The sequence below is a fragment of the Mycobacterium asiaticum genome (genome assembly GCF_001673315.1).
In the GTDB taxonomy this organism is placed as follows: domain Bacteria; phylum Actinomycetota; class Actinomycetes; order Mycobacteriales; family Mycobacteriaceae; genus Mycobacterium; species Mycobacterium asiaticum_B.
Genome location: NZ_LZLQ01000065.1, coordinates 12,725 through 26,398, shown reverse-complemented (window position 1 = coordinate 26,398; position 13,674 = coordinate 12,725). Strand labels below are relative to the sequence as shown.

At 66.6% G+C, this 13,674-nt stretch carries 14 protein-coding genes; 9 read left to right on the top strand and 5 right to left on the bottom strand.

The genetic code is table 11. From position 1 onward, the window contains the following. Positions 1-4: 4 nt before the first annotated feature. Entirely contained in the window at positions 5-388 is a 384-nt protein-coding gene (locus A5636_RS09910) for a heat shock protein transcriptional repressor HspR (RefSeq protein WP_155763736.1), read from the top strand. On the opposite strand, the gene A5636_RS09905 is transcribed toward A5636_RS09910, so the two are convergent. Beyond that, positions 389-1,279 (bottom strand): aldose 1-epimerase, encoded by an 891-nt coding sequence (locus A5636_RS09905; protein WP_065158465.1) that lies wholly within the window; start codon positions 1,277-1,279, stop codon positions 389-391. 9 nt (positions 1,280-1,288) lie between these two features. After that, entirely contained in the window at positions 1,289-2,461 is a 1,173-nt protein-coding gene (locus tag A5636_RS09900; RefSeq protein WP_065158464.1) for an FAD-binding oxidoreductase, read from the bottom strand. Between the two features lie 231 nt (positions 2,462-2,692). Here A5636_RS09900 and clpB point away from each other — a divergent pair, with 231 nt between their 5' ends. After that, positions 2,693-5,251, top strand: a complete 2,559-nt coding sequence (clpB, locus tag A5636_RS09895; protein ID WP_065158463.1) for an ATP-dependent chaperone ClpB — start codon at positions 2,693-2,695, stop codon at positions 5,249-5,251. A gap of 36 nt (positions 5,252-5,287) precedes the next feature. Here clpB and A5636_RS09890 read toward each other — a convergent pair whose 3' ends face one another. After that, a complete protein-coding gene (locus A5636_RS09890) occupies positions 5,288-6,106 on the bottom strand; it encodes an enoyl-CoA hydratase/isomerase family protein (RefSeq protein WP_065158462.1) in 819 nt (272 codons plus the stop codon). 94 nt (positions 6,107-6,200) lie between these two features. Here A5636_RS09890 and ttfA point away from each other — a divergent pair, with 94 nt between their 5' ends. The 6 genes from ttfA to A5636_RS09860 are packed head-to-tail and all read left to right on the top strand — an operon-like array spanning position 6,201 to position 11,024. Further along, complete coding sequence (gene ttfA, locus A5636_RS09885) at positions 6,201-7,031, top strand: trehalose monomycolate transport factor TtfA (protein WP_065158461.1); 831 nt, start codon at positions 6,201-6,203, stop codon at positions 7,029-7,031. Between the two features lie 6 nt (positions 7,032-7,037). After that, entirely contained in the window at positions 7,038-7,811 is a 774-nt protein-coding gene (locus tag A5636_RS09880) for an SDR family NAD(P)-dependent oxidoreductase (protein WP_065158460.1), read from the top strand. After that, complete coding sequence (gene pyrE, locus A5636_RS09875) at positions 7,798-8,346, top strand: orotate phosphoribosyltransferase (RefSeq protein ID WP_065158459.1); 549 nt, start codon at positions 7,798-7,800, stop codon at positions 8,344-8,346. Before A5636_RS09880 ends, pyrE begins: the two co-directional genes overlap by 14 nt. 10 nt (positions 8,347-8,356) lie before the next feature. After that, positions 8,357-9,253, top strand: a complete 897-nt coding sequence (locus A5636_RS09870) for a hypothetical protein (protein WP_065158458.1) — start codon at positions 8,357-8,359, stop codon at positions 9,251-9,253. Continuing rightward, the gene (locus A5636_RS09865; protein ID WP_065158457.1) at positions 9,250-9,894 is read left to right on the top strand and encodes a TrmH family RNA methyltransferase; all 645 of its coding nucleotides are present in this window, start codon (positions 9,250-9,252) and stop codon (positions 9,892-9,894) included. Before A5636_RS09870 ends, A5636_RS09865 begins: the two co-directional genes overlap by 4 nt. A gap of 14 nt (positions 9,895-9,908) precedes the next feature. After that, positions 9,909-11,024, top strand: a complete 1,116-nt coding sequence (locus A5636_RS09860) for a glycoside hydrolase family 76 protein (protein WP_065158456.1) — start codon at positions 9,909-9,911, stop codon at positions 11,022-11,024. Here the strand turns inward: A5636_RS09860 and A5636_RS09855 are convergent. Beyond that, on the bottom strand, positions 11,013-11,690 hold the full coding sequence (locus A5636_RS09855) for a DedA family protein (protein ID WP_065158455.1): 678 nt from the start codon (positions 11,688-11,690) through the stop codon (positions 11,013-11,015). The genes A5636_RS09860 and A5636_RS09855 overlap by 12 nt on opposite strands. 61 nt (positions 11,691-11,751) lie before the next feature. On the opposite strand from A5636_RS09855, the gene fbaA reads away from it, so the two are divergent. Next, positions 11,752-12,786: a class II fructose-bisphosphate aldolase gene (gene fbaA / locus A5636_RS09850; protein ID WP_065158454.1), complete on the top strand. Its 1,035-nt coding sequence runs from the start codon at positions 11,752-11,754 to the stop codon at positions 12,784-12,786. A 27-nt stretch (positions 12,787-12,813) separates the two neighbouring features. Here fbaA and A5636_RS09845 read toward each other — a convergent pair whose 3' ends face one another. Beyond that, a complete protein-coding gene (locus A5636_RS09845; protein WP_065158453.1) occupies positions 12,814-13,608 on the bottom strand; it encodes an Rv0361 family membrane protein in 795 nt (264 codons plus the stop codon). Positions 13,609-13,674 lie beyond the last annotated feature (66 nt).

Here is a 13,674-nt window from a genome sequence, read left to right as displayed (position 1 = left end):
GGCTATGCACTCGAAGAAGAATGCGGAGTCGCGCACGTTCCTGATCTCGGTGGCCGCCGAGTTGGCCGGTATGCATGCGCAGACGTTGCGCACCTACGACCGGCTCGGTTTGGTCAGTCCGCAGCGCACCCCCGGTGGCGGGCGCCGCTACTCCGAGCATGATGTGGACCTGCTGCGTGAAGTGCAGCGCCTCTCCCAGGACGAAGGCGTCAACCTCGCCGGCATCAAACGCATCATCGAGTTGACCAATCAGGTCGAGGCGTTGCAGTCCAGGCTCAAGGAGATGGCCGATGAGATCGCGGTCTTGCGTGCCAATCAGCGCCGCGACCTTGCGGTGGTCCCCAAGAGCAGGGCGCTGGTGGTGTGGCAGCCGCGCAACGCGCGGTAGTCACACGTGGATCGAGAATTGAGCGATCTCAGGTTGGCCCGGCGCAGCTGACCGGAAACCGCCCCGACGCAACGCGTCGGTCGGCGCGGCCATCGGTTCGAAGCACACCACGTCCTCGGCGGGTGGCGCGAAAATCTGCGCCGCGGAGAAACCGCGCTCGAAGTGGACTTCCAGCCGGCGCTCACCGCCGGACAAGGCGAACACCGCGCCCTCCGGCACCTGGTCGAAGGCATCGTCAAAGCTCTTGTCGCGCAATGACTCCCGACCGGCCCGGTGATGAGTTGTCGCCCCGGTGGGCAGCCCCTGATCGTCCAGCGACAGATGACGCAGCGGCGGTGTTTCGATGACCCAGTCGCTGCGAGCCACGCCGGGCAACTGCAGATAGGGATGGAAGCCGAAGCACAGTGGCACCGCCCTCTCGCCCGTCGGGGTCACCGTGGTGCACACCGTCAAAGTCCGGTCGGCAAGCCGTGTCGTGACCCGCAGTATGTGCGGAAAAGGGAAGGCGGCCAGTAGCCGCGGGTCCGCGCCGAAGTCCACTTCGGCACTCAACTCGTTCGCCGACTCTGCGGTCACTTTCCACCCGGGATAGGCGGCCAGCACCCCGTGGATGGGCAATCCGTTGGGGTCGGTGCGCACTCCGTTTTCGCCCGGCGTCAGCGTGACGGTTTGGTGCTCGGCGCGATAGCTGTTGGCGCCCAATCGGTTTGCCCATGGGTACAGGATGGGGATACCCATCGTCTTGCCCGCTTCGAGGTAGGCGTCCAGCCCGCGCCGCTGACCGAGTAGCTCTACTCCGTCGTCGCTGAGGGACGTGCCGATCATGCCCGCCTCGGGCACGAACTGTGCCACCACCGAGGACGAGGGGTCGCGCAGCGTGACGACGTGCACCTGGTCAGCCTATCGCGACAGCGGGTCGTGCTGAATGCGTTCCGGCGGGGCGCCTTTGGCGATCAGCGCGGCCTTGGTCGCGCGGATCATGTCGGGTCCGCCGGCGAGCAGGATCTGCCGGTCGCCCCAGCCGCCGTACCGGGTCACCACGTCCAGCAAGCGGCCGGTCTGGCGCACGTGCAGTCCGCGCGGCGGCGACGGGTCGGGATACTCTGCGGCCCAAGGCGGATCACCGTTGTACTCCGACACCGGGGTCACAGACAGCCATGGATTGTGTGCCGCGATCTGCCACAGTGTGCGCAGGTCGTACAGCTCGCAGCGGTAGCGCGCCCCGAAGAACAAGTGCACCCGCGGATTCTCGGCGAACCGGCTCAGGTCCATGATCAGCGTCCGCAGTGGAGCCAGTCCGGTGCTTCCAGCGACCATCAGTACGTCACTGCCGTCGCGGTCGACGCGCAGGCCGCCGTGCGGCCCGGACAACCGCCACCGGTCACCCGGTCGCGTTTCGGCGACGATGGCGTTGCTCACGAGTCCGCCAGGAACCACCCGCACGTGGAACTCGATCCCCCCGCCGGGGTCGGCCGGGATGGCGGGGCTGAGGTATCGCCAGCGGCGCGGGCATTGCGGGATCTGGACGTTGACGTACTGGCCGGGGTGATAGTGCAGCGGACGATCCAGATGCAGCCGCACCACCGCGAGATCGCGTGACACCTGGGTGTGCTCGATGACGGTGCCGTCCCACCACGCCGGTTCGTCGTCGGAGTCCGCCGCACCGCTCATCACCCCGGCGAACAGGTTGAGCGACTGGTCGGCGGCTTCCCGGACAGTGTCGGTCCAGCTACTGCCCAGGTGAGTGCGCAGCGTCGAGTACAGCGCGCTGCGCAGAGTTTGGTAATGGGCCGACAGCACGCCGTACTTGCGGTGGTCTCGACCCAGTTGGGCGAGGAAAGAAACCGGCGCGTCGGCCCGCTGGGCGACCAGTTCGCCGTAGAGCCAGTGCATCGCGTGGGCGAAAGCGGCTCGTTGAGCGCCCATTTCGGGCGGGAACAGATCTCGCACCGATGAGTCGAGAGCAAACCATTGGGTGTAGAAGCGGTGGACCAGGTCGTTGGTGCCGCTAGCCTCGTCCGGCGCGAAGGCGTCGCGCAGCACCTGCAATGCCGTCCGGTCGTCCAAGCCCACGGACGCCGATTTTACGGAGCCTCGTCGACCGCTGCCGAGTGTGAATCAGGCGACGCTTCTCCGGCGCGTCGCGTCGTCATTCGCACACTCGGCACCCAATTAAGCCCCCCGCACCCCACGGTTCCCCCGCAGCCGCGGAAAATTCGTTAGAGTTGAGCGGAACAGACTCAACCTTGACTGCGTTGTACAACGCGACAAGCATTTTTACTACGTTCCCCGAACGGAGGTGTCGTGGACTCTTTCAACCCGACCACCAAGACGCAGGCGGCTCTCACGTCGGCGCTACAGGCGGCTTCTGCGGCCGGTAACCCCGAGATCAGGCCCGCGCACCTGCTGTTGGCACTGCTGACGCAGAACGACGGGATCGCTGCCCCCCTGCTGGAGGCTGTGGGTGTCGAGCCCGCCACCGTACGCACCGAGGTGCAGCGCTTACTGGACCGGCTGCCGCAGATCAGTGGTTCCAGCTCACAGCCCCAACTGTCCCGTGAATCGCTGGCGGCGATCACCACCGCGCAGCATCTGGCGACCGAGATGGACGACGAGTTCGTCTCGACCGAGCACCTGATGGTCGGTCTGGCCACCGGTGACTCCGACGTCGCCAAGCTACTTAACGGTCACGGCGCGTCACCGCAGGCGTTGCGGGAAGCGTTCGTCAAGGTGCGCGGCAGCGCTCGAGTCACCAGCGCCGACCCCGAAGCCACCTATCAGGCTCTGGAGAAGTACTCCACCGACCTGACCGCCCGCGCCCGCGAGGGCAAACTCGACCCGGTCATCGGGCGCGACAACGAGATTCGTCGCGTGGTGCAGGTCCTGTCCCGTCGTACCAAGAACAATCCGGTGCTGATCGGCGAGCCCGGTGTGGGCAAGACCGCCATCGTCGAGGGCTTGGCCCAACGCATCGTGGCCGGTGACGTGCCCGAGAGCCTGCGCGACAAGACCGTCGTCTCCCTGGACCTCGGGTCGATGGTGGCCGGCGCGAAGTACCGCGGTGAGTTCGAGGAACGGCTCAAGGCCGTACTCGACGACATCAAGAATTCGGCCGGACAGATAATCACGTTCATCGACGAGCTGCACACGATCGTGGGCGCCGGCGCGACCGGCGAGGGCGCGATGGACGCCGGCAACATGATCAAGCCGATGCTGGCCCGCGGCGAGCTACGCCTGGTGGGCGCCACCACGCTCGACGAGTACCGCAAGTACATCGAAAAGGATGCCGCGCTGGAGCGCCGCTTCCAGCAGGTGTTCGTGGGCGAGCCGTCGGTGGAGGACACCGTGGGGATCCTGCGCGGGCTCAAGGACCGCTACGAGGTGCACCACGGGGTGCGGATCACCGACTCCGCGTTGGTCGCTGCGGCGACGCTGTCCGACCGGTACATCACCGCGCGCTTCCTGCCGGACAAGGCCATCGACCTGGTCGACGAGGCCGCCAGCCGGCTGAAGATGGAGATCGACTCCCGGCCCGTCGAGATCGACGAGGTGGAGCGGCTGGTGCGGCGCCTCGAGATCGAAGAGATGGCGCTGGCCAAAGAGGAGGACGCGGCGTCCAAGGAACGTCTGGAGAAGCTGCGGGCCGAGCTGGCCGACAAGAAGGAGCAACTCGCCGAGCTGACCACCAGGTGGCAGAACGAGAAGAACGCCATCGACGTAGTGCGGGAGCTCAAGGAGCAACTCGAGGTGCTGCGCGGGGAGTCCGACCGTGCCGAGCGGGACGGCGATCTGGCCAAGGCCGCCGAACTGCGCTACGGGCGCATTCCGGAAGTCGAGAAGAAGCTGGACGCCGCAGTGCCACTGGCCGCCGACAGCGGCGCAGCCCGCGAGAACGTGATGCTCAAGGAAGAAGTCGGCCCCGACGACATCGCCGATGTGGTGTCGGCCTGGACCGGCATTCCCGCCGGCCGGATGCTCGAAGGCGAGACCGCCAAGCTACTCCGCATGGAGGAGGAACTGGGCCGCCGTGTCATCGGACAGCGCAAGGCCGTCCAGGCGGTTTCCGACGCGGTGCGACGGTCTCGGGCCGGTGTCGCCGACCCCAACCGCCCGACCGGTTCGTTCATGTTCCTCGGCCCGACCGGCGTCGGTAAGACCGAGCTGGCCAAAGCGCTGGCGGAGTTCCTCTTCGATGACGAACGCGCGATGGTGCGCATCGACATGAGCGAGTACGGCGAGAAGCACTCGGTCGCCCGGCTGGTGGGTGCCCCTCCCGGCTACATCGGCTACGACCAGGGCGGTCAGTTGACCGAGGCGGTGCGGCGGCGTCCGTACACGGTGATCCTGTTCGACGAGGTCGAGAAGGCCCACCCCGACGTGTTCGACGTGCTGCTGCAGGTGCTCGATGAGGGCCGCCTCACCGACGGCCAGGGACGCACGGTCGACTTCCGCAACACCATCCTCATCCTGACGTCCAACCTGGGTTCGGGCGGCGACGAGGACATGGTGATGACGGCGGTACGCGCGGCGTTCAAGCCGGAGTTCATCAACCGGCTCGATGACGTGATCGTCTTCCAAGGCCTCGAGCCCGGGGAACTGGTCCAGATCGTCGACATCCAGTTGGCCCAGCTGCAGAAGCGGCTCGCTCAGCGTCGACTCACGCTGGAGGTGTCCCTGCCGGCCAAGCAGTGGCTGGCGCACCGGGGCTTCGACCCGATGTATGGCGCCCGGCCGTTGCGTCGGCTGGTGCAGCAGGCGATCGGCGACCAGCTGGCAAAGATGTTGCTGGCCGGCGAAGTGCATGACGGCGACATCGTTCCCGTCAACGTGAGTGCGGACGGCGACGCGCTGATCCTGGGCTAAACGCGCTGATTCTGCGCTAAACGCGCTGATTCTGCGCTAAGTGTTGCGGCGCGGGTCGCCCAGCTCGAATTCTCGAGTCTGGGCGCCCGCGTCGATCACTGTCTGCAGCCGTCGGCGGGCTTCGGGCTGGGCGAGCGCTTCGCGAAACAGTTGATCCTCGATACGCAGGCCTGTCCCCAGTTCGTTGGACAACGCGGCGTCGACCGCGCGCTTGGCGTTGGTGATCGCCGACTGCGGGTATGAGGCGATGCGCCGGGCCAGTTTGTCGACGAACCGCCGCAATCTGTCCGGCGGCAGCGCCCGGTCGATGTATCCCCAGGCCTCGGCCGTCGCCGCGTCCACGTCCATGCCGCCGAGGATCACCTCCATCGCCCGGCCGCGGCCGACGAGTCGGGGCAGCCGTTGCGTGCCTCCGCCGCCGGGGATGATCCCCATTGCGACTTCCGGCTGACCGAAGATCGCCTTGTCCAGCGCCGCGTATCGCATGTCGAACGCCATTGCCCACTCACTGCCGCCGCCTCGGCAGATGCCTTCGATGACGGCGATGGTGGCCTTGGGCAGCGTCCGGAAGGTCTCCATAACAGCGTGAAAGGGCGACAATTCGTCGTGCAGTCCGGTGTCGTCCACGGGCAGGTCCATGATCATCCCGACGTCCGCGTGCGCGATGAAGAACTCCGGGTCGGCCGAGTCGACGACCAGTACTCGCACGTCGTCGTCGGCCGCCACCTCCCGGTTAAGGCGGACGATTTCGTTCATCAACGCGACGTCCAGCAGGTTGATCGGCGGATGGTCGATGGTCGCCCGGCAAACGCCGCCGGTGACGGTGACACGGATCAGCCGATAGTCCTGTTGCATCCCGGTAGCCCCTAACCAACTATTCAGTCCTGTGATTCGGTTGTGACCTGCTCGGATTCTCTGTTCGCTACTGATTACGGATACTCTGTTGGGGATGGTCCCGCTCTGGTTCACGCTCTCCGCACTGTGCTTCGTCGGTGCGGCGGTGTTGCTGTACGTCGATATCGACCGACGTCGCGGGCGCAGCAGGCGCCGCAGGTCCTGGGCCAGGTCCCACGGCTTCGACTACGAACGCGAATCCACCGACATTCTGCACCGGTGGAAGCGCGGCGTGATGTCGACGGTCGGGGATGTGCCGGCCCACAACGTCGTGCTTGGTCAGATCCGTGGTGAGGCCGTGTACATCTTCGATCTCGAGGAAGTCGCCACCGTGATCGCGCTGCACCGCAAGGTGGGGACCAACGTCGTGGTCGACCTGCGGTTGAAAGGCCTCAAAGAGCCGCGGGAGAGCGACATCTGGCTGCTCGGGGCGATCGGTCCCCGCATGGTGTACTCGACCAACCTCGACGCCGCCCGGCGCGCCTGCGACCGGCGCATGGTCACGTTCGCGCACACCGCGCCCGACTCGGCCGAAATCATGTGGAACGAGCAGAACTGGACGTTGGTCGCCATGCCGATTGCCAGCACCCGAGCCCAGTGGGACGAGGGATTGCGCACGGTACGCCAGTTCAACGATCTGTTGCGGGTGCTGCCACCGCTGCCGGCCGAGACCTCGGAGGACGAACGGGAGGCTGAGGGTCGGCGCAGTGCGGCCCCGGGTCGCCCGCTGGCCTCTGCCGCCCGCGCCGAGTTGCCGCAGCGCCGTCCCCAGGTGGACCCTGCTGCCGGCGTGCTGCCCGATCCGGCCCGGCGTCCCGCCGAGCAGGCCCAGCGGGAGCCGCGATCGGGCCGCAACGGCCAACAGGCCAGCAACTACCAGCACTGAGAGCACATGCCCCGACCCGTTGCGCTGATCACTGGGCCGACGTCCGGCATCGGTGCCGGATATGCGCGTCGTTACGCCCGCGATGGTTACGACCTGGTGCTGGTTGCCCGCGATGTCGAGCGGCTCGAAAAGCTGTCCGACGAGCTGAAGTCCGAGGCCGGCAGTGTCGAGACATTGTCGGCGGACCTTGCCGTGGCCGAGGACCGCGACAAAGTCGCAGACCGGCTCGCCGCCGGGGTGCGGGTCCTGGTCAACAACGCCGGATTCGGTACCTCCGGGGATTTCTGGTCCGCCGATCCCGCACAGCTGCAACGCCAGCTCGACGTCAACGTCACGGCGGTCATGCAGCTGACCCGCGCCGCGCTGCCGGCCATGCTCGAAGCCGGCGCGGGCACCGTCATCAATATCGCCAGCGTGGCCGGGCTGCTGCCGGGCCGCGGTTCGACCTACTCGGCATCCAAGGCGTGGGTGATCTCGTTCAGTGAGGGACTCGCAAATGGTCTGCAGGGCACCGGCGTTGGTGTCCACGCGGTGTGCCCCGGTTACGTTCGCACCGAATTTCACAGCCGGGCCGGGCTCGACATGGGTGAGGTTCCGTCGTTCATGTGGCTCGAGGTGGACGACGTCGTCAATGAAAGCCTTGCGGATATCGCGCACGGCAAGGTGCTCAGCATTCCAAGCGCGCAGTACAAGTTCCTGGTCGCGACGGGTCGGGCGATGCCGCGCCGGCTGACGCGGGTGGTCACCAAACGATTCGGCAGCGGTCGTGGCCGAACCTGATCGCCAGGCGCGGGCCGAACTGGCCGGGCTGGTGCGGAAGTTATCCGTGGTCCATGGGCGCGTCACGCTGTCGTCGGGCAAGGAAGCCGACTACTACGTCGACCTGCGCCGCGCCACCTTGCATCATCGGGCGTCGGCGCTGATCGGCCGCCTGATGCGGGAGGTCACCGACGATTGGGACTATGCAGTGGTCGGCGGGCTGACGCTGGGCGCTGATCCGGTGGCGACCGCCATCATGCATGCGCCGGGTCGGCCCATCGACGCCTTCGTGGTACGCAAATCGGTGAAAACCCATGGGCTGCAACGGCTTATCGAAGGCTCCGACGTTGCCGGGCAGCGCGTCCTGGTGGTCGAGGACACCAGCACCACCGGCGGTTCCGCGCTGACGGCCGTGCGCGCTGTGCGGGACGCCGGGGGTGACGTCATCGGGGTGGCCACGGTGGTGGATCGGGCCACCGGCGCCGCTGAGGCGATCGAAGCCGAGGGCGTGCCGTACCGCAGCGTGCTGGGTTTGGCCGACCTGGGGTTGGGCTAGGCCGCCGACAGTGCGATTTCTCGCTGCGCTGACCGTGGTTCTGTTCTGCCTGGTGGGTTGCTCGAGCTCGGAAAGTCCCAGTCGGATCTTCGGGGCCTCTACCGCCCGGGTCGGCGAATCGCAGTCGGTACTGGGCTGGAACATGTCGCTTGCGAACCTCCGCTGGTCAGAGGACTACGTGCTGATCGACGTCGACGCATCCCCGACCGATCCTGCCAAGCCACACGCCAAGCCCGCGGACATCCGCTTCGGCCTCTACGGCGCGCTGTCCCATCCGATGGAGTTCAACGGGCTGAACAGCTGCAACGACGCCGTGAGCAAGACGCCGGAAGTGCGCACCCCGTTGACCGCGCCCCCCAATCGGCTCACCGGCACGGTCTGTCTGGGCCCGCTCAAGGAGCGCAGCGTCGTGCGGGGCGTCTACACCTATTCGCCCGAGGAGCGCATCCCCAACACCGCGGCGGCCTATCCGGCGGCGTTTCCAGTGGGCCTGTTGCCGACGAACGTCAACGACACCGGGTTGGTGGTCAAGAGCACCAGCGCCACGGCGTGGCGCGCCGACGGCATGCCCATCACCAAGGCCCAGTTGGGCGACCCGGCAGCGTTCAACGGCAATGGCTACATGCTGCTGGCCTTGGAGGCCGGCGCGGTGGGGGCCCGGTATCGCGACGATTCTGCCCGTCGGGGCGGACCCATGATGTTGCTGGCCACTCCGACCCTGCCCGGCCGCGGATTGAACCCGGCCTGCGCTGCCTACGGTTCCTCGGTGCTCGTCCTGCCCGACGCGTCACGGGACGCGGTCCAGCTCAGCGCGTCGCTGTGCACGCAGGGCGAAATCAACCAGGCGTTGCTGTACGCGACGGTCGCGATAGTCGGCACCCACGCCGCGGTCTGGACAACCAGGTGACGGAACCCGGTCCCACCGAATGGGGTGCCCCGGCTGCGGGAGTCGGCCCCTGGCCGGGTGATACGCCGGACGATCCGCGCTATGACCCAAACCTGTTGCGCGACGGCGATACTCGCAACGTCGTGGACGCCTACCGGTACTGGACCCGCGAGGCCATCGTGGCCGACATCGACAGCCGGCGCCACCCGCTGCACGTCGCGATCGAGAACTTCGGCCACGACGCCAATATCGGCTCGGTGGTGCGCACCGCCAATGCATTCGCCGTGGACACCGTGCACATCGTCGGCCGGCGCCGGTGGAATCGTCGCGGCGCCATGGTGACCGACCGGTATCAACGGTTGCGTCATCACGACAGCACCGCAGAGTTGATGGACTTCGCGGCCGGTGCCGGGCTGACCGTGGTCGCGGTGGACAACGTCCCCGGTGCCGTTCGGCTGGAACAGGTTTCGTTGCCGCGCGAATGTCTGTTGGTGTTCGGCCAGGAGGGGCCCGGCATCACCGACGACACGCGCACCGGGGCGTCGATCACGGTATCGATCGCCCAGTTCGGCTCGACGCGCAGCATCAATGCCGGTGTGGCCGCAGGGATCGCGATGCACGCCTGGATTCGGCAGCACGGCGACCTCGACCGCGCCTGGTAAGGCAGGATCGCAGTATGGATCAGGTATGGGCGAACCGGGCGGGCAGCTCCGAAACCGCCGTCACGCAACGGCACCTGACGCGACTGTGGGGATTGCCGGGCACACAGCTGGGCGTGGTGGCGTGGCCGTCGGAACGCAGCGACCGGTTGTTCGGCACCTGGCACTACTGGTGGCAGGCGCACCTGCTGGACTGCCTGGTCGATGCCCAGTTGCGTGACCCGCAACCGGAGCGGAACACCCGAATCAAGCGGCAGATGCGCAGTCACCGGTTGCGCAACAATTTCTTCTGGACCAACAACTACTACGACGACATGGCCTGGCTGGCGCTGGCGCTGGAACGTGCCACGAAGGTGACCGGGGTGCAGCGCGACCGGGCGTTGCGCAAGCTCGCCGGCCAGTTCCTCGACTCATGGGCCCCGGAGAACGGCGGCGGCATTCCGTGGCGCAAAGGGGGCGAGCGATTCTTCAACGCACCGTCCAACGGTCCGGCCGGAATCTTCCTGGCTCGCTACGCAGACCACGTGCAACGCGCAGACCAGATGAGCGACTGGATCGACCGCACGCTGATCGACCCCGAAACGCATCTGGTGTTCGACGGCATCAAGGACGGCTCGCTGGTGCGCGCGCAGTACACCTACTGCCAGGGCGTGGTGCTCGGCTTGGAGACCGAGTTGGCCAAGCGCACCGGCGCCGAAGCGCGGGAGCGGCATCTGATGCGGGTGCGCCGCCTGGTCGCGGCCGTACAGGAAGAGATGGCTCCGTCGGGTGTGCTCAAGAGTGCCGGCGGCGGTGACGGCGGCCTGTTCGCCGGTATCACCGCGCGCTACCTGGCGCTGGTCGCCACCGACCTGCCAGGTGATTCCCCCGACGACGCGGTGGCCCGCGATACCGCCCGCAATATCGTGCTGGCCAGTGCGAAATCGGCCTGGGACTACCGGCAGTCGGTCGACGGGTTGCCCGTATTCGGGGCGTTCTGGGACCGCGACGCGGAACTACCCACTGCGGGCGGTCGGCAGGCGCAGTTCGTGGCGGGCGCGGTGAACAGCTCGGAGACCCCCGAGCGGGACCTGTCGGTGCAGTTGTCGGGCTGGATGTTGATGGAAGCCGCGCACGCGGTATCAGTCGGGTAGCGCTACCGGGTCGGCTTCGTCCTGCCGTCCGCGGCGCCGCGATCGGTAGCTGCGCCAGGCCGCGATGAACGCCGGCAACAGCGACACGAACAGGATCCCGAGAATGATTTTCTCCAGGTTTTGGTGCACGAATGGCACATTGCCCAGGAAGTAGCCCGCGATCGTGACGCCGGCACCCCACAGGACGCCGCCGACGATGTCGAAGGCGAGATACACCGGGTACCGCATGTAGGACACCCCGGCGATCACCGGTGTGAACGTCCGCACGAACGGCATGAATCTGGCCAGGATGATCGCCCACGGCCCGTACTTCTCGAAGAAGGCGTGCGAGTCGGTCACGTAGTGCTTCTTGAAGAAGCGCGAGTCTTCCTTCTTGAACAGCGCCGGACCGATGCGGCGGCCGATGAAATAGCCGGTCTGGTCACCGAGGACGGCAACCAGCGCGACGGCCGGTGCAAGCACCCAAATGTCCAGTGTTCCTTTGGAGGCCAGCAACCCGCCGGTGAACAGCAGCGACTCGCCCGGCAGCAGCGGGAACAGCAATCCTGTCTCGACGAACACGATGGCCAGGATGGTCGGCAGCACTGCCGATGCGAATAAGCCCTGGGGTCCGACCCAGTACATGGGGTCGAGGATGTTGGGCAGGGCCAGCACGGTGGTGCTCATGACGCTTCAACATACCGGCGTTGCCATACTGAGTAGACCAAGTCTTCAGGAGGAGCCCTTCATGCCCATCGCAACGCCCGAGATCTACGCCGAGATGCTGGGACGCGCCAAGGACAATGCGTACGCCTTCCCGGCCATCAACTGCACCTCCTCGGAAACCATCAACGCGGCCCTCAAAGGCTTCGCTGACGCCGGCAGCGACGGCATCATCCAGTTCTCCACCGGCGGCGCGGAGTTCGGGTCCGGCCTGGGCGTCAAGGACATGGTGACCGGCGCGGTGGCCTTGGCCGAGTTCGCCCACATCGTGGCGGCGAAGTACCCGGTCAACGTGGCGTTGCACACCGACCACTGCCCTAAAGACAAGCTCGACTCCTACGTGCGCCCGCTGCTGGCAATCTCCAACGAGCGGGTCTCGGCGGGCAAGAATCCGTTGTTCCAGTCCCACATGTGGGACGGTTCGGCGGTGCCGATCGACGAGAATCTCGAGATCGCGCAGGAGCTCCTCAAGCAGGCCGCTGCCGCCAAGATCATCTTGGAGATCGAGATCGGCGTCGTCGGGGGAGAGGAAGACGGCGTCGCGAACGAGATCAACGACAAGCTCTACACCACGCCAGAGGACTTCGAGAAGACGATCGACGCGCTCGGCCACGGCGAACACGGCATTTACCTGCTGGCAGCGACCTTCGGCAACGTGCACGGCGTCTACAAGCCCGGCAACGTCAAATTGCGCCCCGACATCCTGGCCCAGGGGCAGAAGGTGGCGGCCAACAAGCTGGGGCTCGGCGACGACGCCAAACCGTTCGACTTCGTGTTCCACGGCGGTTCGGGTTCGGAGAAGTCGGAGATCGAGGAGGCGCTGCGCTACGGCGTGGTCAAGATGAACGTCGACACCGACACCCAGTACGCGTTCACCCGGCCCATCGTCGGTCACATGTTCAGCAACTACGACGGTGTGCTGAAGGTGGACGGGGACGTCGGCTCCAAGAAGGTCTACGACCCGCGCAGCTACCTCAAGAAGGCGGAGGCGGGCATGACCGAGCGGGTTATCGAGGCGTGCAATGACCTGCACTGCGCCGGCAAGTCACTCGCCGGCTGAGGTCTGCATCCGGGACTAACCGCGGAACTAGCTGGATTGGCAGATCTTCCACTGCTCGTCGCGGAATTGCAGATCCAGACTCCGCGTCGAGCGAAGCTGGGGGTCGTAAGCCATGAAGGTGGTGACGTTGGCCTCCGCGTGCTGGCCGTTGACCACCACCTGGTCGATGCTGGCGATCACCGGGTACTGCTTGGCCGCCGAAACCCGGCGATAGGTCTCTGACCATGCCTTCTCGTTGTAATCCACGTAGCCGTCGCGGGTGGTGCCGCAGGTGAGACCCCGCAGCGCGGTCAGGTCGCCGCGCTGCACCGCCACGTCGAAGCCCTGAATGGTCTGGCGTACCTCCTCGATCTGCGAGGGCTTGGCGTGCTTGGTGCGGGTCAGCAGCACGGTGCCGAAGATGGCGATGGCGGCCAACGCCAGCACGATCACCACGATCGCCAGCACCCAGCCCCAGTTGCGGTGCTTGGCTGTCGATTTCGTCGCGTCGCGAGGCGGAATAGACTGTGGCACTGCGGCTTTGGGCGGCGGTGGGGTAGCCGAGCCGGGCGGCGGCCCGGGCCGGGTTTCGAAGGCTTCGGTGGCTGCTTCCGGCGCTGTGGCGATTACCTGGGTTTCCTTGGCGTCGAAGCCGGGCGCGGTGAACCGCCGCTCGGGCTCGTCCGCGCCGGTGGATCCTGCGGTGTCGTCCGGGTCGCGTTTGGTGATGGCGATGGCTTCGGTTTCTGCGTCTCCACCCTTGACGGGATGGGCCTCGGTAGCCTCGTTCAGCCTGGCGGTGGACTCCGTGCCGTCGCGGTCGGACTCAGGTGCGTTGGGCATGAATGGAGCTTAGCGACCCGGATCGCGGTTGGCGTGCACGTCGTCGTCGACAGGCTTGGCAAGATG

Bases quoted from the DNA above. Each gene is read 5' to 3' on its own strand.
- A5636_RS09860 (WP_065158456.1), top strand. From the start codon at position 9,909: ATGGATCAGGTATGGGCGAACCGGGCGGGCAGCTCCGAAACCGCCGTC.
- A5636_RS09845 (WP_065158453.1), bottom strand. From the start codon at position 13,608: ATGCCCAACGCACCTGAGTCCGACCGCGACGGCACGGAGTCCACCGCC.
- ttfA (WP_065158461.1), top strand. From the start codon at position 6,201: ATGGTCCCGCTCTGGTTCACGCTCTCCGCACTGTGCTTCGTCGGTGCG.
- A5636_RS09855 (WP_065158455.1), bottom strand. From the start codon at position 11,690: ATGAGCACCACCGTGCTGGCCCTGCCCAACATCCTCGACCCCATGTAC.
- A5636_RS09910 (WP_155763736.1), top strand. From the start codon at position 5: ATGCACTCGAAGAAGAATGCGGAGTCGCGCACGTTCCTGATCTCGGTG.
- A5636_RS09890 (WP_065158462.1), bottom strand. From the start codon at position 6,106: ATGCAACAGGACTATCGGCTGATCCGTGTCACCGTCACCGGCGGCGTT.
- fbaA (WP_065158454.1), top strand. From the start codon at position 11,752: ATGCCCATCGCAACGCCCGAGATCTACGCCGAGATGCTGGGACGCGCC.
- A5636_RS09880 (WP_065158460.1), top strand. From the start codon at position 7,038: ATGCCCCGACCCGTTGCGCTGATCACTGGGCCGACGTCCGGCATCGGT.